General features: G+C 39.6%; 14 protein-coding genes. 4 read left to right on the top strand and 10 right to left on the bottom strand.

The window, feature by feature from the left end:
- Nucleotides 1-29: 29 nt before the first annotated feature.
- From ACMZOO_RS11550 to ACMZOO_RS11535, 4 genes are all read right to left on the bottom strand, one after another.
- Nucleotides 30-1,694, bottom strand: a complete 1,665-nt coding sequence (locus ACMZOO_RS11550) for a hypothetical protein (RefSeq protein WP_440903490.1) — start codon at nucleotides 1,692-1,694, stop codon at nucleotides 30-32.
- Entirely contained in the window at nucleotides 1,672-2,592 is a 921-nt protein-coding gene (locus tag ACMZOO_RS11545) for an XrtA-associated tyrosine autokinase (RefSeq protein ID WP_440903489.1), read from the bottom strand. The genes ACMZOO_RS11550 and ACMZOO_RS11545 overlap by 23 nt, the downstream gene beginning before the upstream one ends.
- Nucleotides 2,592-4,214: an XrtA system polysaccharide chain length determinant gene (locus tag ACMZOO_RS11540; protein WP_440903488.1), complete on the bottom strand. Its 1,623-nt coding sequence runs from the start codon at nucleotides 4,212-4,214 to the stop codon at nucleotides 2,592-2,594. Before ACMZOO_RS11540 ends, ACMZOO_RS11545 begins: the two co-directional genes overlap by 1 nt.
- A 61-nt stretch (nucleotides 4,215-4,275) precedes the next feature.
- Nucleotides 4,276-4,911 carry an XrtA/PEP-CTERM system exopolysaccharide export protein gene (locus ACMZOO_RS11535; protein ID WP_440903487.1) on the bottom strand — a complete coding sequence of 212 codons (636 nt, stop codon included), beginning with the start codon at nucleotides 4,909-4,911 and terminating at the stop codon, nucleotides 4,276-4,278.
- A gap of 283 nt (nucleotides 4,912-5,194) precedes the next feature.
- On the opposite strand from ACMZOO_RS11535, the gene ACMZOO_RS11530 reads away from it, so the two are divergent.
- Genes ACMZOO_RS11530 through ACMZOO_RS11515 form a run of 4 tightly spaced genes read left to right on the top strand, consistent with a single transcriptional unit; the run spans nucleotide 5,195 to nucleotide 9,818 of the window.
- A complete protein-coding gene (locus ACMZOO_RS11530) occupies nucleotides 5,195-6,610 on the top strand; it encodes a TIGR03013 family XrtA/PEP-CTERM system glycosyltransferase (protein ID WP_440903486.1) in 1,416 nt (471 codons plus the stop codon).
- A 56-nt stretch (nucleotides 6,611-6,666) separates the two neighbouring features.
- On the top strand, nucleotides 6,667-7,476 hold the full coding sequence (locus ACMZOO_RS11525; protein WP_440906300.1) for an XrtA system polysaccharide deacetylase: 810 nt from the start codon (nucleotides 6,667-6,669) through the stop codon (nucleotides 7,474-7,476).
- 13 nt (nucleotides 7,477-7,489) lie between these two features.
- Nucleotides 7,490-8,983: an exosortase A gene (gene xrtA / locus ACMZOO_RS11520; RefSeq protein WP_440903485.1), complete on the top strand. Its 1,494-nt coding sequence runs from the start codon at nucleotides 7,490-7,492 to the stop codon at nucleotides 8,981-8,983.
- A complete protein-coding gene (locus ACMZOO_RS11515; protein WP_440903484.1) occupies nucleotides 8,976-9,818 on the top strand; it encodes an FkbM family methyltransferase in 843 nt (280 codons plus the stop codon). The genes xrtA and ACMZOO_RS11515 overlap by 8 nt, the downstream gene beginning before the upstream one ends.
- Here ACMZOO_RS11515 and ACMZOO_RS11510 read toward each other — a convergent pair.
- The 6 genes from ACMZOO_RS11510 to ACMZOO_RS11485 all read right to left on the bottom strand — a co-directional run bounded on the left by ACMZOO_RS11510 (nucleotide 9,815) and on the right by ACMZOO_RS11485 (nucleotide 19,588).
- Nucleotides 9,815-10,642, bottom strand: a complete 828-nt coding sequence (locus tag ACMZOO_RS11510) for a right-handed parallel beta-helix repeat-containing protein (RefSeq protein WP_440903483.1) — start codon at nucleotides 10,640-10,642, stop codon at nucleotides 9,815-9,817. The two genes, ACMZOO_RS11515 and ACMZOO_RS11510, sit on opposite strands and share 4 nt — an antisense overlap.
- A 272-nt stretch (nucleotides 10,643-10,914) precedes the next feature.
- Complete coding sequence (locus tag ACMZOO_RS11505) at nucleotides 10,915-11,499, bottom strand: acyltransferase (RefSeq protein WP_440903482.1); 585 nt, start codon at nucleotides 11,497-11,499, stop codon at nucleotides 10,915-10,917.
- Nucleotides 11,496-12,710 (bottom strand): TIGR03087 family PEP-CTERM/XrtA system glycosyltransferase, encoded by a 1,215-nt coding sequence (locus tag ACMZOO_RS11500; RefSeq protein WP_440903481.1) that lies wholly within the window; start codon nucleotides 12,708-12,710, stop codon nucleotides 11,496-11,498. Before ACMZOO_RS11500 ends, ACMZOO_RS11505 begins: the two co-directional genes overlap by 4 nt.
- A 152-nt stretch (nucleotides 12,711-12,862) precedes the next feature.
- Nucleotides 12,863-15,766, bottom strand: coding sequence for a hypothetical protein (locus ACMZOO_RS11495; protein WP_440903480.1), 2,904 nt, complete (start codon nucleotides 15,764-15,766; stop codon nucleotides 12,863-12,865).
- Between the two features lie 205 nt (nucleotides 15,767-15,971).
- Complete coding sequence (locus ACMZOO_RS11490; protein WP_440903479.1) at nucleotides 15,972-18,803, bottom strand: hypothetical protein; 2,832 nt, start codon at nucleotides 18,801-18,803, stop codon at nucleotides 15,972-15,974.
- A 5-nt stretch (nucleotides 18,804-18,808) separates the two neighbouring features.
- Nucleotides 18,809-19,588, bottom strand: a complete 780-nt coding sequence (locus ACMZOO_RS11485; RefSeq protein ID WP_440903478.1) for a hypothetical protein — start codon at nucleotides 19,586-19,588, stop codon at nucleotides 18,809-18,811.
- Nucleotides 19,589-19,613 lie beyond the last annotated feature (25 nt).

Here is a 19,613-nt window from a genome sequence, read left to right as displayed (position 1 = left end):
ATAGTGCGCACTATTTCTTTTCATTGTTGCTAATTAAAAGTGTAGTTCACACCAAGTTGTAATCGTTTATCTGTGTAAGCTTGGCGTAATCTGTTGCTATCACGCTCGCTAATACTTGCCGTTAGATTTAACGAAGATGAGCGTGCCGAAGTTAGTTTCAACTCCCACATTTTATTATCTTCAACTCTATCTGTTGCTGCACCGTTTGAGTCTAAATAAGTACTGCGGCTTAGCGAATTGTTTAAGGTTAAACTTGTTTTTGGCGAGATGGCGTATGCCGCTGAAACTGTGTAACCCGTGGTTTTTCGATTTAAATTTCCGCCAACACCAGTGGTATCTTCCAGTGACACACGCTCCGAGAAATTAACCCCAAATGCAAACTTGAGTTTGCGCTGATTGTCGTAGGCAATACTTAATTGACCAGTTTCAAAACGGCTAACAATATCAACTAGCTCGATGTCACGACTAAAAAGGCCAATCTCTTGCTCACCCGGTGCTGGTTGATAATTTAAGTCTTCAGAAAGATAACAGTCTTCAATATTCAATGCGTCACTTGGACAGATAAACGAACCAACTTGATTACTGACAAAATTATTACGCGATTGAATGTCGACACCTTCGTTATACGACATTTGGGTGCGAACAAATCGGCTTGCTTGGGTTAAGCTAAAACCGTATTGCTCACCAAACTGATTTCTATCTGCACTAAACAACATTTGCGTACGTGAAGATAATACCCAGTTAAACTCGCCACCAATAAAACTGCGACTTTCTTGCTCTCCAGCTTTCGATCGGTAACCAAGAATACGTAGGTAACTTTTTTTGGTAAATAACCATTGCAAACCTAAACCAAATTGTTGGTATTTCAAACCGTCAGACAGAGACTGATCCGCAGCTATTTCATTTTTATTAATGGTCGCTTGAGAGGTAACGCCCATATTATTAGTCACTGGCACAGTCATGCTCGCCGAAACAGTTGAAGTTCGGTAGTCACTAGCTTGCACACGATCAGACTCACTAGCCTGAAGCGCCACATTCCACTCTACTTGACTGTTCACTGAACTCCTTGCAGAGAGCGCTGCGGAGGCACTTTTAGTGTCAAAACGAGAAGTACCTTGTGAGCCAAAGTCGGCTAAATCAATATCTTCATCTGCTTTGCTACGCTGGAATTGCACAGCGCCTTGAAGCTGCAACATTCTGCTATTACCAGTTGCCAGATTTAAGCCTATGCTAGAGTTGGTAACACCTACCAGCTCTTCACTGCCAAATACAGTGTCATTGAATATACCTGACTGCGAACTCGCAGAGCGGAAACTTTTATTAATAGAACTATTTAGCGTTAGAAAATCATCTACTAAAAAAGCTTTACCTAGCAGCCCGTATGAAACAAACGAGCTGTTGTGTGACTTTTGCTCTGAGTGTGATGTTTTTTCAGCGACAAAATTGCCCGTTAGCTGCAACTTTTTGCTGTCGTACGTTCCAACAAAACTTGGTGCAAGCTTATAGACAGATTCAGACACATCAGATTGATTTGTTTCATCAACAAAGTCGACCGACAAATTGTAATAGTCCGCCACAACGCCCGGTTGAAAAGTCAAATCACCAGCAACTGCATTATTAAGAGTAAATCCACCGATAATGCTGAATAAAATACGACGAGAATCTAGCTTACTACTCATGATTTGCATAAGCATAGGCGTATCCATATCCAGTAATGCCTGAATTCTTCTTAGTTTTGTTAACTACAAAACCAATAGCTTTATCTTTATCAAGTTGTTCTATTGCTTGTTTTAACCCTTGAATTTTAGTCGACTCCTCTTCAACTACAACCAATACTTGTCCGGCTAAATTTGCTAATACAACAGTTTCATTAATACCCAATAGTGGTGGCGCATCCATTACAACCACTCGGTCAGGGTAACGACTGACAAATTCGTGGGCAAGTTGAGCCATACGCTCACTGGCTAACAACTCAGTTGATAAATGACTTGATTTACCCGCAGGGATGAAGCGCAAATTTTCTATATTAGTTCGATAAATAATGTCGCGAACATCATCTACCTCACCTAACAAATAATCCATCAAACCTTGTTCAACTTCATCTTGTACCCCAAGCTTTTTACTGACTGACGGTTTTAAAACGTCGGCATCAACCAGCAAAACAGTTTTATCTTGCTCAAGCGCTATGCTTAAAGCCAAATTAATTGAGGTAAACGATTTGCCTTCTTGAGGAGAAGTACTGGTAACAGCAACTAAATTAGCTGCGTCTAGAGTATTAGATAAAGGGCCAAAAGCGTTCGCAAGTACTTTACGTTTAATAGCTCGTAGCTCTTCATTAATTAATTTACGTTTGCTGCTCAGTGAAACATAACCATCATTGTCTAGCGATTCTAATGGAAAAGTCAGCTCTCGACCAAATTGCTTCCCATCCATATCATCTCTAGTTTGGTTTTCACTAGCTACTGGCTGTTGCGCTTGCACAACAGGTGCAGTGCTTTGCACTTCAGTATCAGCCGCAAGTGTTTCAATTTGGGGATTTTGGGCACTTTGTTTCGCTTTTTGTTTAGCTAAAGCTTTTTCAATTGTACTCACTAAATTAGCCCTCCCAATTTCTCACCTATAAATGAGAATAACTTACTTACAAATTCAATATTTAACTGATGACCGGTAATGGATAACAACATAAATGCAGCGAAACCAATCAATATAAAAGCATTAGAAATCCAAAACACCATCAATTTTTTATTTTCAATGCGTCTTAACTGTTGATAATTTACATGCGAGATTGTACCAAAAACTGGCAAGCCGGTAATTTTGGTTAATTGTTGCGCTCGAATAATCACAGGATTTACTTGGCTAGTTAAAAATGCCAAAGCGATGCCAGAGCCAAAACCAAGCAACAACACCAAAATGTTGTAAACAGTTCTTGGAGGACCGCTTGGTGATAAAGGCACTCGAGGTGGCTCAATAACACGAAATTGCACGTCATCAGACTGCAAATCAGCTTGTTTTGACATCAAAACAGATTCGCGGCGTACCAATAACTCGTCGTATTTTTTCTTAGTAATTCCATAATCACGGTTTAAACCCGCCATTTCAGCTTCAATTTGCGGAATTAAATCCATCTTGTCTTGCAAAGATTGAATTTTATCTTCGGTATTTTTCTTTCTAACATTGAGAGATGCTAGCTCATTTTTTAACGTTTGCATGGTAATGACCATTTCTTGGCCAACTCGCCCTTGTACATTAGCAACATCACCATCCGAACCTAATAGAGCTTTTTGATATTCTTCTATTTCTTTATCTCTTTGCTCTTGCAAACGCTTAAGCATTGAACGAGCTTCAATCACATCAGGATGACGAGCTGTGTAGCGAATCAATAAATCATCCAATCTAGTTTGCAAACTTTCAATACGAGCATCGTATTGTGTTTCCAACACAGTGCTAGATGTGGAAGCAGCCGATGCAGCATTTTTTTGCGAATCAGACAATGCTGTTTGTACTTGGTCTAAACGAGATTGCGCTTCTTGAATTTGCAAATTGGTTGTATCCAATTGCCCTTTCAAACTGGACAACTGACCGTACACACCACCAGTTGATTGCACAACCACATCTGAGTGTCTTCTCTTAAAATCGGACAAACGCGTTTCTGCTGCTGCAAGGCGTTTTTCATATTCTGCGATTTGTGAATCTAAGAATTTAGTTGCTGTATCTGAATCTTGTCGATTTGAACCAAGTGTCGATTCAACAAACAAGGTTAATGTCTCTTCAACAACCCGCTTAGCAACCTGAGGGTTTGAGTGTTCAAAATCTATGGTGTAGATATTTTCACGCCCAGCGGTTCTGAATTTGATACCTCGTTTTAACATGCCAATTAAACTTTCATATTGAGCTTCAGTTTTGGCGTTAATATCCAAATCAGTATTGCGCGCAATTTTTTCTAAGTTTGGGCGGGATAACAAAGTTTTTGTCATTAACTGCAATTCTTGATCTATATCTGTTTGCAGAGCTAAACCACGTAACAAAGGCTGCAGAATAGAGCGGGTGTCCGCAAAAACCTTAGCGTTAGATTGATATACATCCTGTAGGTTTGCTACATATAACCACGCAATCGGGCAAATTAACCATGTAGTTATAATGATAAAACGTTTTTTTATCCAAATTCCTTTCAGATAGCCTAAGATTTCATCAATAGTTTGTTGAAGATTATCCATCAGTCACAATAACTCTTATCTAATTCTCTGTTGTTATTCTCGCACTCGATTTAACCGAGGGTTAGAACCAAGCTTCAGGGATAATCACAATATCACCTGGTAACAAATCAACATTGGCGTTAATGTCACCATCGTTAATTAAACTGTCGATTTTAATGTTGTATGTTTGCTGCTCGCCAGACACGACTCGAATTAATTTTGCACCATCACCGTCAGCAAATTGAGTTAAACCACCCACTTCAACCATTAGATCGAGTAAGGTCATATTTTCACGATAATTTATCGCTTGCGGAGATGAAGCTTGGCCAATTACACGCACTTGTTCGCTGTATGGGCCAACAAAACCACCGACACTCACAGTTACAATCGGATCTTTAATATAGGTAGCTAATATTTGCTCGACACTACGCGCCAATTCAGTTGGTGTTTTACCCGATACGTCAATATCTTCAACCAAAGATGTAGTGATTTTACCGTCAGGTCGAACGACAAAAGAACCTGAAATTTCAGGGTTACGCCAAACAAAAATATTTAACGAGTCACCAGGCCCAATTAGATATTTATAGTCTGTGATATCTGTCGTTTTCGAAGCGTGAATTGTTGCCTGAGGTAGCTGATTGGTAGCACATCCTGCTAAGCTGAATGCTGTCGCCAACACGGCAATTTTTAACATCTGATTAGTTTTGATAAGCTGCATTGTTGTTTATTCCTTTGGCTTTTTTTGCTGCTCAACCTATCGAGGTCAATTGATTACTTCGACATCATAGAGCAAAGACAAATTAAATCAATCAAGCTTAGATTAAATTTCACCCACGCAACTTGGGGATAATCCAACGCTTTCATATTGTTGTTACTTTATCATCATAGTATACTCGCCAACAGTTAATTAAAGCATCTAATAATAATTACGCCTAAATGTGCCAATTGTTTGTTGTCGACCGGCCAGGCTGTAAAATACCTAACGGAATACTATTATCACTATGGCTTATACTTACGCAGGGCATACACACCAAAAAATCAAGCCGCTGATTGTTATCGAAACCACTATTTTGTGTATCGCCGGTTACCTTGGTTTATACGTAGCGTCATTTGCAGACTCGTTTGATGACTTTGCAACTTTGCAAGTTCACCTATCTAATGTATTAATATTTGTCGGTTTTTCCCAACTTTCTTTATTAGCCGTTGGCTTATATGAATTGCGTTTACGCGAGTCAATTAGAGGCGTTGTTCGTCGCATACTAGTCAGTATTGGTATCGCCTATTTTTTACATGACGGTATCTTGTTAAATTTAGTGCCATCCCTTGAAGTTAATAATTATTTCATTCCAGCTGCGGCTCTTATAGGGATTATTAGTTTATCGCTATTTCGTTTTGTCATTATGGAGAACGAATGGTTTGGTTTTTCACGTAAAGATGTATTAATTATCGGCGCAGGCGAAAGAGCCTCTATTATTGAAAAAAGAATGCGTCGTCGCGCTGACAGACGAGGCATTAATTTAGTTGGTTTTGTGCCGCTTGCAGGCGACAAATATAATGGAATTCAAAACGAAACTATTGTTAGCTTAGAAGTACAAGAAGAATTAGAAAAGTTCGTATTGGAAAACGACATCCAAGAAATCGTTATTGCATGCGATGAAAGACGCGATGCATTACCATTACAAGCCTTGTTTAATTTTAAAATTCGTGGTGTAGAAATCACCGATATTTTGGATTTCATCGAACGTGAAACCGGCCAAGTTGCAGTTAACCTGATTTATCCAAGCTGGGTAATATATTCAAATGGCTTCAGAACGACCAATCACTTACGCGAATCGTTAGACTATCTATTTAACGCCTTCATTGCTGTTATTGTATTTTTCTTTGCATGGCCGTTTATGTTAATTACAGCATTGCTTATATACCTAGAAGATGGACGTAAAACTGGTGCTTCAGTATTTTACAAACAAGAGCGTGTGGGTTTAGATGGCCGTGTTTTCAAAATTATTAAATTCCGCAGTATGCGCCCTGATGCAGAAAAGGGCGGCGCTCAATTTGCGCAGAAGAATGATGATAGAACCACTAAAATTGGTGGTTTTTTAAGAAAATACCGAGTTGATGAATTACCGCAGTTGTTTAATGTATTTAAAGGCGAAATGGGCTTTGTTGGTCCTAGACCTGAGCGCCCACAATTCGTGACCGACTTTATTAAACAAATTCCTTATTATAATCAACGTCATAATGTTAAACCGGGTTTAACTGGTTGGGCGCAGCTTAAATATCCGTATGGGTCTTCTAGTGAAGACACAATTGAAAAATTAAAATTTGATTTGTACTACATCAAGCACAGATCTATCTTATTCGACTTACTCATATTATTGCGTACCGTTGAAGTTATCTTATTTGGTAAAGGCCGTTAAACGTGCACTGTGTTGATAAAAAACAGCTTGAAAAGAAGTCGCCTATTATAAATGCGATGACTGTAGATGTAGAAGATTATTACCATGTTTCCGCATTTGAGAAGCAATTTACCCGTAATGATTGGGACAAGCTGCCGCAACGTGTAGAGCACAATACTTACAGACTATTAGATTTATTTGACGCTCATGGCTGTAAAGGTACTTTCTTTATTTTGGGTGCGGTTGGTGAACGTTACCCACAATTACTCAAAGATATTCATAACCGCGGTCATGAAGTAGCAAGTCACGGCTATGCGCACAAGCGCGCAACAACTCAAACACGAGAAGAGTTTAAAGCTGATGTAGAGCGTTCGAAAAAACATTTGGAAGATACTATTGGTCAGCAAGTGATTGGTTATCGAGCGCCGAGTTTTTCAATAGACGAAAGTAACGAATGGGCATTTGAGGTCTTAACTGAGTTGGGCTTTGAATATAGCTCAAGTACTTACCCTGTAAAACACGATTTGTATGGAACACCGCACTGGCCTAGATTCAAATATGCTAGACCAGAGGGAATTATTGAAATCCCAGTACCCACTTTAAAACTTGCGGGTAAACAAATACCTATAGGTGGTGGTGGATATTTTCGCTTATACCCAACTATGGTTGCACATAAGTTAGTTGATAAGTATTTAGCTAAAGAACAACAGCCTTACTCATTTTATTTCCACCCTTGGGAAATAGACACAGAGCAACCGCGTGTAACCGACGCCCCCTTCAAGTCAAGATTTAGACATTATTTAAACATAAGTAAAATGGAAGGTCGATTAGCCACTTTGTTGGATAGATACCACTGGTCGACAATGAAACAAGTATACTTAAAATAGAACTGGATTTCGTATGCAGCTGACGCTAATAAATCGCAGGATAGATATAATTCTTTTATTATCTATCGTTACTTGGCTAATAGCGTTTAATCATGGATTCTTCACTGCTTATAAAGTCTGGGTTGTTTCTGACATTTTTAACCACTGTTTGTTTGTTTTGCCTATTAGTTTTTATTTAATTTGGCAAAAACGCTCCGAGTTGCAGCAACAAAGTGTAACACCGCAGTTTTATTGGTTGGTTCTGCTCATTCCCTGCATATTAGTTTACATCTTTGGTTATGCTGGCGATATCTCATTGCTGATGCACATGGCAACTTTCTCAGCCCTCCCGATAATAATTGTTGCTACATTAGGCTTTAAAACTAGCAAAGTTATCTTATTTCCGCTTGCGTTTATGCTGTTTGCTATACCGATTGGTGAAGAACTCATTCCGACTTTGCAACAAATCGCCGCAACTATAGCAATCTTTTTATTGAAGATAGTCGATATCCCCACCTACATAAATGGTTTATACATAGAAATTCCACGTGGACGCTTTTTGGTTGCTGAAGCCTGCTCTGGCATCAGCTTTTTTATCGTCTCAATTGTGTTTGGCTGTTTGTTTGCGTATACCAGCTTTCATAGCTTTAAACGAAAATTGGCTTTTGTAGTTATATCTTTTATTGTGCCGATATTCGCCAATGGTATTCGTGTATTTGGCATTATCTATGTTGCACATTTATCTGATATGCAATACGCAGCTGGCGCAGACCATTTAATCTACGGTTGGTTCTTTTACTGTTTAGTATTATTGCTGCTCATCTTATTGGGCAATGCTATGCGCGATTCTTTGCCAATAGAAAACAAGCAAATGGAAGCTCCTACAAGGGGTGCTGTACCTGAGCTGTCAGTTAAACCGCAGAAAACAAACTATCACTTTGCTTTTGTTTGTGCGTTACTGCTAACACAATGGTTATGGTTGAGCTTAATTGATTCACCTAAACCAGCGGCATTAAAAGTGCTAGATCTGCCTACTATGAGCGATCCTGAAACATTTGCAGCTAAGCCCAAAATTACTAATGCGGATAAAATCCAATTTACACATACAGATAACCATGGTGTAACCGTTGAAGTATTTGTTGCCTATTACGCAGCCAATAGCCACGGTGAATTAGTATCAGGTGTGCATAGACGCTACGACCCAACAGGTTGGAGTTTAAAGTCGTCTCAGTTAGTCTTACTCAACAAAGAGCAGCCATATACAGCTCGCTTGAGCGATATAACCAGCCCATATGGTAAGAATCGTTTATTACTTGATATCTATGTAACGCATCAGTACATAGGTAACTCTGCAGTTAAAAGTAAACTACTACAAACCTTGGATAAATTTATCGGTGCTGATGAACAAAGTCATCAATTGTTAGTGTCCGCTGAGTATGCTGATTCAGAAGAAAAGCAGCTAGTTCAACAAGCTATTATTGCCAGCGCAGTCAACTTCGTCACTCAACTACAAGACGTTTATGAATAGCCTTATTCAATGGTTACAACTCAATGAAGTCAGAGGTAAATATGCCATTTACCGTTTAGGCTTAAAGCTAGGTTTTGGCAGGAAGCTTATCCAGCACAAAATCAAAAACAAGGATTTCTATGTGCCTTGGGATCAATGGTGCTTTTGGCTAGAATATGGGCCTGCAAATTATTATCCCGAAGATATAAAACCTTTGGCTGATGTCATCCAGAAGTTTAAAGGCTCAAGCTGTTTGTTAGATTTAGGCGCTGATATTGGAACCGTAAGTGCACAACTCGATAGCCAATGCCCACTGGATAAAATAATTGCACTAGAGCCTAACCCTAATTCATTTAAGATTTTACAAAAAAATGCCGAATCTATTGGTTTTCTGCCGCTAAATTTAGCAATTTCCGATTTTAATGGTTTGGTTAACTTAAACTTTAACACCGGCTTAGGTTCAGATCACGAAGGCTATATTGACAAAAATGTCCCTGGCTCAACTCAAGTTGTGACAATAGATCATTTGTATGCAACTTATGCTCTATACGAGTACAAAAACATTGTGATCAAAATTGATGTTGAAGGGCAAGAAGTTGCAGCCTTAGCTGGCGCTAAAAGCCTATTAACACAATGTGAAAATGTGGTCATTATGGTTGAAATACACCCAGATGTACTTAAACGCGAAAACATCACTGCTGAAGATATTTTCATAGAAGCCGAAAAACATCGTGGATTTACTTGGTTTGTTCCAAGTCAATCAGACCAAGTTATTGACCGCAACACGCCATTTTTTAAGCAGTTTGTGACACACCAATATGATGTTATTGGTATTGCAGCCTCTCTTACTACCTAATGCAACCTAGACGCCAAACGGGCTTTCAATGGATGTTGATCAACAAATTTCCGAAGCTGCTGTTGGAAATAATCCTCATCATCTAACTGCTTATTATCAATTAAGTGAGCCGAACCAAAGTTTCGCTGTTTAATTCTTTTATTCGTTACATTATCGCTGATTAAATTTTTATCTAAACTTCTGTATCTATATTCAATTGCATTTGCATAACCAGAGTTGAGGTAAACAAAATTCTCTATAACTTTTGTATTCGTTGAACTCTCGAGAACAATACCAACATCAGCAAAGGGTCTTTGAGTCCTTGAGTAATGACCATGGTAAATAAAATTATTGCGAATTTCTCCAGCATAATGTTTGCTTTTAGCCATGCCAAATCCTATTCCGCGATCTGAATCAACAATTAAATTGCCAATGACTCTTGTGCCGATTGAATTACTCCAAAAGTGGATTGCATGCTCAGCAATATGTTTTCTAGGGCTAGCAATGTTAAAAAAAGCATTGTCTTTGATAAGCCAGTTTTTTGCGGTATGAACATCAATACCACCAATATACCAATTTGGACCTATACCTTGAGTATACTCAAAGATAGTACGCTCAATGATGCCGAAATCACTGGTAATTTTACCACTGCGATCTTTGGATACTTTAAATAACTGCTCATAAGCATCTTGCAGGATACAATCTGCCATATAGAAATAGTCAGCATTTTGTTCACCTGCAACTTGAACCAGATGATTGCCAGCTGCGCGTAAGGTTAGCGAAAGCAATTTGACATGGCTTGCACCAATCCAAATTAAATTATCCACTTGTTTTGTCTGCTTCATCCCTGTGCCTTGTAGCACAACTTTAGTTGGATCATTAGACTGAGAGCGTATGCTAATGTGAGGACGAGATATAACTAGAGTGCGGTTTAGTCTATAAACACCATCGGCCAAACATATATCTGTCTCTTGCTGCTTATTTTGTGTTGATAGAACTTGATAGAGCTGTTGGGTGGAATCGACTAAGTAACAGTCAGCTTGCGCTGCGACTTCTGTACTGGCGACCATTATGCTAACAAGCACAGGAAATAAATACGATAGTCGACGCAATATAATCATTGTCGTTGACGAATTACTTTCGCCGGATTACCAACTGCAACTGAGTAATCTGGAATATCTTTTGTCACCACAGAGCCGGCGCCGATAATACACTTTTTACCTATATTTGCTGTGATGATTGAACCATTACCTATCCAACTATCCTCACCAATAGTTACTTGTGAAAAAGTCCCCCCTTGTTCACGAATGGGCGTGTCTAAATCATCAAAATTGTGCTGACCTTTGCCGCTTAGTACATGCACGCCACTACCTAACAAACAATCTTTTTCGATAATACAAGCACCTATATTACACTGCGGGCCTATGTATACACCTGAACCTATACTGGTTTTTTGCTGAGAAAATAAAGTCGCAAAGGATACTACAACTCTAGGATGGCAATTTTGCATGACAAAACGATAAAAATTCGCCCGCGCATAATTGCCTAGTTGACCGGGCAACATGCTATAAAACTGCGCAAAAGCACTAAATACACCATTATTCTTGCCAAACACCAAGCAGATTACAAAATACAAAATTAATAATGGTGCATTGATTAGTATGAATATTAGGTCGACACAGTTTTTTATCAGTGATTTCATGCCACAGATTCCTTACTCAGCACAATGTTTAACGCTGCTAGTTTACTCTCCCACGCGTACTCAGCTTGCATCAAATTTACCGCGTTAGTGCCTAAGCCTTGCGCGAGTGTCCCCTCATTTATCAACCGAAGAACTGCATTCGCAAAATCATCGGCTTCATCCGCGACTAATAAATGTTGGCCATCTTGACAGTTTATTCCTTCGGCGCCCATAGAGGTTGCGACCGTAGGCAAACCGCAAGCAAAAGCTTGTAAAACTTTATTTTGCACACCTCTAGCAATACGAAAGGGTGCAACAAAAACATGTGCTTGATTGTAATACGGCATAATATCGTCAACAAAACCTGTGACTTCTATGCCTTGGAATTTTGTTAGTTCTTTAACCTTAGCTGTCGGACGCATACCCGCAATAATAAATTTGGCATTAGAACACTCTGCAATAATTTTTGGCCATACCTGCTCAACAAACCAGACAACAGCATCTACATTCGGTGCATAATCCATCACTCCGGTAAATAACAAATTGCAGCCTTGCGGTTTATCTGCCAACAGCACAGGTTTAAACTCAGAGAAATCAATGCCATTGCCAATCGCAATGCTGGTATTTTGACTGTCTAACTGTTTGCCAAACAAGGTCACCTCTTGATTAGAAACAAAAAAACACTGGTCAAAATATTCATGGATACGATTCTCATATTTGGAAAGTAGCTTTGCTTCACGCTGATATACCCAGCTCATAGGAAATTTAGATTTAGCCGCATACTGGCGCCACTTGTCTGAATCTAAATCCATAAAGTCCATCAGCAACATTAGCTTGTCGCGATTTTGCTGCACGACAGGGCTTTTGAACACATATTCAGCGACACTTGATGCTGTACATAATATGCAATCGAATTGCGCTGTTGCTAACAAACTGTCCAGCTGCTTTTGCAAAGCTTTGCCATAAAAATTTGCAACACTTAAGCACTGATTAGCTAACAAACCAGTTAGCAGTTTGAGTTTTCGGTTGCCAATATCCACCAGCTCAACTTTAACATTCAGTTTCTGCTGCAATTTTTGTCCATCTTGCTGATCGCTAGTACTTTCGGTAGGGGCAACCACAGTCACACTATGACCTTGATTAACCAAATGTTCTATTTGATAGTAGCTACGAAGTTTTTCACCTTTGTTAGGTGGGTAAGGCAATCTTTGTGCAATAACTATAATATTCATAATGCCCTAGGTAATCTCGGTTACCTTGTATCTAATCCAATAAGTCGATGATAATCGACTCTGCAGAGCATTTCGAGTCTTGATACTAATTTTAGGGCTAGCTTATGCTAACCCTAAAACAATAATTGCACTTTTCACCATATATCTTACATTTAGTAAGTAAAATACTGGGTAAACTCGTTGATATTCTGTGCATTGTCAGCTGCAATAAGCTTTAGCACATATGCCGTATTATCCTGCATATATTCATGCGGCAGAGCAAACTCGTATAGATTAGCTTGTCCTGCTACATTATTTACAACTAAATGTTCTGGCGAAAGCTCAAGTTCAACCATCTGAGGTTGTGTAACACCATCAGATTCTACTTGATATAGTTTGACCGCTAACGAACTCACGTCTAAACCGGACTTCGCATCTATCGCAGAAAACTTAACAGAACTAGTTGATGGGGTTAACTCTGTAGTGACCAACACCAACACTGGCAGTTGACTATCATCTGTATACCCAAAACCGTCAGTCTGAGGAAAGTCCATAGGCCCACCAAGGTCAATCCAGCGAGCTAAAGTACGTTTGTCTCTGTCGTTTAACTCTAATGTAGGATGATTTTGCGGATAATCCACGTCATCAGTTCTAGTTTCATTTGTACGTCCATCCAACCTTTGATTGTAAGCTACCCACACCAATAAACTTTGGCGCGCTTGTGGTGAACGAATATATTTACTGATTTGCGGGATTTTATACTTTATTCCTTCATCATCGTAGGGATAAGTAACCGCCGCGTAAACTTCATCATCTGTTCCAACCAAATTAGGTTTTTGTTCGGCACTTTGATGGCACGCACTACATTCTTGCTGCAATATAGGATAAACATCTCGTTTGAACTCAACATCTCTAATGCGGGTTGGTTCAAAAGAAACGCCTTGTTCTGTCAATAATGGAATAGAACCTGTGGTTAAATCCCAAGTACCATTGGCGATTCTAGGATCGTAATCGTCAACCCCTGCAACATTGTTCAAAGGTTTATTCATACCTGAAGCTGTATTTTCATAATCTAGTGGTTCAATAGAATGAGCATGACAACCACCACAATCAACACGCTTTTCATTTGGTTTTAGCGCACGCCATGTTTGTTCGCTAATAAGTGTCATACCATTTTTATCTAAAGCTTGAATAAGAAATGGTGTATCTGCTGGAATACGTGCTTGCCAGGATGTATCCAAATTACCTTGAGGATCTACCAAACCATTTTGTTTATGTACCAAGGGAAACTCACCTAGAATTTCCCACTTTTCAGCATGGAAGGAAGAAGAACGGGCTACAATTTTTTCTAGTCTTTTATTTGGTAATCGACCTATAACTTCATTCCATAAAGAATAGTCTCCATATTTTTTGATCGGTTTAGTATAAGGTTTAGGTGGTGTTGCGATAATGCGTACTGCATAGATATCTTCATTGCTAAATACACCTGCATGAGCACCTTGAATAGTCCAATTGCCATCATGACGCTCCCGACTTGTACTGCGAGCTTGAAATGGATCGTGATTGCTTTCATCTTCCGGATCTCGATTGTACATAGAAGAAGTACCAACAATTGCTGTTGCATCATAAGTCTGTGCAATTGTCATAGTATCAGTCACTAACAAAGGTGACGCTACCCCGTACAAATCTTGATAACTCGCAACAGCTCTTGGCCAAATTTCATTATAATTCTCATCATCTTTCAACTTGACGAGCTGAGCTGGGTCAGTTATTACGTTGTCTGCTGCATTTGGGATCATATAAATCCCAGACTTCAAATTTTCACATTGATACGGCTGGTTTTTTCTCGCACATACAGAGTTAAAATGATTTACATAACCTGTTGAATAAGCCACTAATAAATTGCCATTTTTACCCACAGACGGCATTGAATATTTACCAGAGCGGTCTGGTGCTGGAATATCCCGTGGTGTGGTATGCGGGGTCAAAGTTGACGCATCTTTACGATCAAACTCACGGTTGCCCATGTAAGTTGGCGAACCATCTTCTTTAGTATAAAAAGAAGTACGTCCTCGCAAAAAATCAGGGCCTTCAGGATCTAGTGGATATTTCAATAGCACACCAAAACCAAAATCATATGATGGATAGTAAAAACCGGTAATTACATCTTCATTCGGTAATTGGGTTACATAATGCTCCAATGCTTTTGCATGATCGTGTGGTTCGGTAAATTGGCGTAAATTTGTTCCATCAGGATTAATCGTAAATAAGCTTGTCATAGCATATTTAAATTTATGACCCGCATCTTGCCAACTTGAAAACAAAATGCGCCCATCTTTAAGTTGCATTGGGTGCTGCACGCCGTGCAAATTACCAGTTTCCAAAGGACGTATGTTTGCCAACTTAGCGTTAGTTAAATTTCCGTCGTGGTCATCCATCACATATAACTGTTGAACGCTACCGTTAATCACGGCATCTGTACCAGCATTAAATGCGGTCAAACCTGCGCGGTTTGAAGTGAATAATAAGCGGCCATCCGCTAATGGCACAGGCGCCATATCACGAATATCCCGCCAGTTCGCTTGATCATGCTCATAAGACTGGTTGCCTGCATACAAAAGGCTATTAAAACCATCATTAAAGGTTAAGCGAACTGGTGTATAAGGCTGGAGAGTTAAGTTGATTTTATATATATAACTTGCTGATTCTTTCTCTGGTTCAGAAATTAACGCGTAATATACAGTTTTACCATCGTTAGAAATATAAGGATCCACAACGCTACAGACTTCACAATCAACCAAAACGGTTTCACTACCATCTGGATGCAACAACATAAGATCTGCACCAGCAGCAACTTTATAGTGCTGTTCACCTTGTGAAATGGTTACCCAACTTCCATCAGGGTCGGTAGCTGGGTAGCGAACATAGACGATATCATAGTCAACGAGACCTTGCGCTTGAGTTTCTTCAGTCGCATTAGCCTTGAATACAGTTAAAAGATTAAAAGCAAAACATACAACAAACATGCACGCGGACATGAATGAGCGGTTACGTACAACAAAACCTAAACTACTCATTAGTAGATTCTCCCATTTGAGCATTACAACGGACTCACCTCTGGGTTGTTAGGTGAGTACAAGCTACAAATCTAGCGTAAATCCTTTGCTGTTTTTAACAAGGGCACTTACCTAGATTCAGGAAAAAGTATAGAAGCGATATTCAAAATAAAAAGGAAAAAATAAAAAATTCTTTCGCAAGATCATCTTATCTGTTTAATAAAATTTACATTTGTGCGAGATCTGCCAAGGAAAAGCGCTGATATTGTACTTGTTTATTACCACTTTTATCTTCAACTTGTACTTCAAAGATATAATGACGTTTATCGTCAAAATAGCCGCTTGGCAAAGAAAGTGAGTAAACTGATTGGTATTGAAGTGAGTTATTAATTTTTAAACGACTTTTAGGGATAAAAATTTTTTCGAGTTCTGAATCTTGACCAAATTTTTTCACTTGAAAAAACTCGATGTTTAATGAATCTTTGGCAATACCTGAATTGGCATCGTGTATTGCAAAAGTAAACTCAACAACTTCAGAGCTGAACGCTTTGTTAATTGAAACTATATCAATGATTGGCAGCTGGCTATCATCTGTGTAACCAAAACCGTCTGTTTGCGGGAAATTTAAAGGCCCGCCCAAATCAACCCATCGTGCAATTGTGCGTTTATCAATATCTGATAAAAATAGCTTAGGATGAGATTCAGGATAATCTATGTCGTTACTTCGAGTATAATTTGTCCGCCCATCTAACCTTTGATTATACGCAACCCAAACTAACAAACTTTGCCGAGCCTGCGGAGAACGAATATATCGACTAACTTGTGGGACAACAAACTTGGTTTTACTCGATTTAGTTAAGTTTTCATATACAGTATAAGGCGCACCTTGCAACACAGGTAGTTGCCCTCCCCTTTGATGACAACTACTGCACTGCTCAGTCAGAATTGGATAGACGTCACGAACAAATTCAACATCTAACACTCGCTTCTCAATAAACTGGACACCTTGCTCGGCAAGCACAGGGATAGAGCCAGATGTTAAATCCCAAGTACCCTGGCTGATTCTAGGGTCTAACTCATCAAGCCCCATAATATTTGATAACAAACGGCCTTTGCCTGTAGCAGTTGAATCAAAATCTAAACTACTAATTGAATGTGCGTGGCAGCCACCACAATCAACACGTTTTTCGCCTGGTTTTAACGCACGCCAAGTCATTTCGCTAATCAGCGTCATACCATTTTTATCCAAAGCTTGAATTAAAAATGGTGTCTCGGCAGGTATTTTCGCTTGCCAAGAGGTATCAAGGTTATTTTGCAGATCAATTAAGCCATTTTGTTTATGTATTAGCGGAAATTCACCCAATATTTGCCATTTTTCACCATGGAAAGAAGCGTACCTAGCCACCACTTTATCTAATCGATCGTCAGGCAAATACTGAATGATTTGTTGCCATCTTTGTTTATGTCGATATTTATTGATGGGTTGAGTGTAAGGTTTAGCTGGTGTGCCAACTATGCGCACCGCATATATATCGCTGTTAGTGAAGACTCCAGCTTCAGCACCTTGAATAGTCCAATTGCCATCGTGCAACTCGCGGTTACTGCTTCTGGATTGAAATGGATCAACGTCATTACCAGTTAAGGGCTCTCGATTGTACATAGACGAAGTACCAACAATTGCAGTTGCTTCTGGTGAAACCCTTGGTTTCATTGACAGCGTTTGAACTTGTGGCTTATCCAATCCATAGAGGGTTTTATAATCTAAAACGGCTCTTGGCCAAATTTCGTTATATTCAGGCTCGTCGATGACTCGAACTAACTGGCTAGGATGAGTAACCACAGTATTGACTGGGTCTTTAATCAAATAAATGCCTGATTTTAGATGTTCACATTGATTTTTTATTTCGCAAGCTGCGCCAAAGTAGTTAACCGAACCTGTGGAGTAAGCAACCAAAAGCTCGCCATTTTTAGCAATTGACGGCATAGAATATTTGCCCGAACGATCTGGTGATGGAATATCTCTAGGTGTCGAATGCGGGGTTAAATTAACCGCACCTTTGCGTGCAAAATCTCTATGGCCTAATTTATCCTCGCTATAGGTTTCCCTGATATAATCTGGACCAATAGGATCAAACGGATAACGTGCAATAACCCCATATCCATAATCAAATGATGGGTAGTACAATGCAGAAATCACATCTTCGTTTGGTAGTTGAGTGATAAAGTGATGAAGAAATTTATTGCGGTAATGTGGTTCAGTAAACTGTTTTAAATTGGTGCCATCTGGATTCACCGTAAACAAACTTGTCATGGCATAGCGAAATTTATGTCCAACATCCTGCCAACTTGAAAATAAAATTTCGCCATTCATTAGTTGCATTGGGTGCTGAACCGTATGGATATTGCCGGTTTCTAATCTCTGTATATTGGCTAGGCGTTTATTGGTTAGTTCACCAAAATGATCGTCCATAATATAAAGCTGCTGCACGCTACCAGCTACAACAGCATCTGTCCCGGAATTAAGCGCTACCAATCCTGCTCGATTTGAAGTAAACAGCAGCTTGCCATTAGACAAGGGTACAGGTGCCATATCGCGAATGCCCCGATATGACGATAAGTCATGTCCCTGTTTCGAATTTCCTGCATACAATGCGCTATCAAAACCATCGTCAAAAGTTAACCTAATCGGTTTTGAATTAGCTAGCTCAAGGTTAATTTTATACAACCAGCTCGCCGACTCATTTGCAGCTTGTTCAATCAAAGAATAATAAACCCACTTACCGTCATACGAAACGTACGGGTCCATAACACTACATTGCTGGCAATCAACCAAAATACGCTGTGTACCATCGGCTTTCAGCAAAATTAAATCAGCCCCGCCGGCGATTTTATATTCTTGTTCACCTTGCGGAATGGTTACAAAGTCCTGATCTGGGTCTGCCGCTGGATAACGCACATAAACTATATCGTAATCAACAGCTGGTACAGTGCTTTGTGCATGGGCAAGAGAAAAGCAGTAGAATATGCATAGGCAAGACAGCAACCACCGGAGAATCATAATAATTAAATCCTTAAACGCTTCAACGCCAATAAGCTCAACAAGAAGAGTACTATAGGGAAAGGCCATTTTAGCCAATATGCTATTTTCTCAAAGTAATACTTTTTGGTAATAAAATGCTCGACACCGTCCCATGTTTTAAACGGCTGCCGTGCCATATTTTCAGCAAAACGGTAATCCGCTTGTGTGTAACCAGCTGCCAGATATAACAGAGCTGCTGCTTGGCTATTTTGCGCTAATTTATCTAGCGAATAAGGCATCACCACCCCAAAATCTGCGTCTAATAGCCACTGTTCTTGCGCATAATTCGCTGCTACGACCACATGCCCAGGAAAGGTTATTATTTTATTGCTGATGCCATTAAGCGTTAATACTTGTGACAACACCATAGAGGCGTCACCACACAAACCTATACCTCGACGTAAACTACGCTTATAGTCAGCAAAGTGGTATTTGCGATATTCTGGAATACCAGACAGCTTGCCCATCAAATAAAGCCAATAATTTTCCCACACTGGCACCAGTTGATTAAATTTTTCCGGTTCGTAAGCTTCCCAGTGAATATGAGCTAATCCTTGAGCAATAAGTTCGGTCGCTCTGCGGCTAAACAGCTCGGCCGATTCGTTTGGAAGACGCTCTAGTTGAGCCATTACGTCTTGATAAGGTAGCGCAAAGTCACCCTGAAAACGTAAATGCTCCTCAGCGATATTTTGCGGCCGTATGTCCTGAAAAAGCCCATAAGTATTAATCAACAGCAAAGCAGTTGATAATAAGAAAAGCAGCAAGTAGAAAACTTTAAGACAATGTTTA

Origin of the sequence: Catenovulum sp. SX2 (assembly GCF_052056295.1) — a bacterium.
In the GTDB taxonomy this organism is placed as follows: domain Bacteria; phylum Pseudomonadota; class Gammaproteobacteria; order Enterobacterales; family Alteromonadaceae; genus Catenovulum.
This window is presented reverse-complemented; position numbering and strand designations above follow the sequence as displayed.

Excerpts from the sequence above, each read along its gene's own strand:
- ACMZOO_RS11550 (WP_440903490.1), bottom strand. The coding sequence starts at position 1,694 with ATGCTTATGCAAATCATGAGTAGTAAGCTAGATTCTCGTCGTATTTTA.
- ACMZOO_RS11540 (WP_440903488.1), bottom strand. The coding sequence starts at position 4,214 with ATGGATAATCTTCAACAAACTATTGATGAAATCTTAGGCTATCTGAAA.
- ACMZOO_RS11535 (WP_440903487.1), bottom strand. The coding sequence starts at position 4,911 with ATGCAGCTTATCAAAACTAATCAGATGTTAAAAATTGCCGTGTTGGCG.
- ACMZOO_RS11530 (WP_440903486.1), top strand. The coding sequence starts at position 5,195 with ATGGCTTATACTTACGCAGGGCATACACACCAAAAAATCAAGCCGCTG.
- ACMZOO_RS11525 (WP_440906300.1), top strand. The coding sequence starts at position 6,667 with ATGACTGTAGATGTAGAAGATTATTACCATGTTTCCGCATTTGAGAAG.
- xrtA (WP_440903485.1), top strand. The coding sequence starts at position 7,490 with ATGCAGCTGACGCTAATAAATCGCAGGATAGATATAATTCTTTTATTA.
- ACMZOO_RS11515 (WP_440903484.1), top strand. The coding sequence starts at position 8,976 with ATGAATAGCCTTATTCAATGGTTACAACTCAATGAAGTCAGAGGTAAA.
- ACMZOO_RS11510 (WP_440903483.1), bottom strand. The coding sequence starts at position 10,642 with ATGAAGCAGACAAAACAAGTGGATAATTTAATTTGGATTGGTGCAAGC.
- ACMZOO_RS11505 (WP_440903482.1), bottom strand. The coding sequence starts at position 11,499 with ATGAAATCACTGATAAAAAACTGTGTCGACCTAATATTCATACTAATC.
- ACMZOO_RS11500 (WP_440903481.1), bottom strand. The coding sequence starts at position 12,710 with ATGAATATTATAGTTATTGCACAAAGATTGCCTTACCCACCTAACAAA.
- ACMZOO_RS11495 (WP_440903480.1), bottom strand. The coding sequence starts at position 15,766 with ATGAGTAGTTTAGGTTTTGTTGTACGTAACCGCTCATTCATGTCCGCG.
- ACMZOO_RS11490 (WP_440903479.1), bottom strand. The coding sequence starts at position 18,803 with ATGATTCTCCGGTGGTTGCTGTCTTGCCTATGCATATTCTACTGCTTT.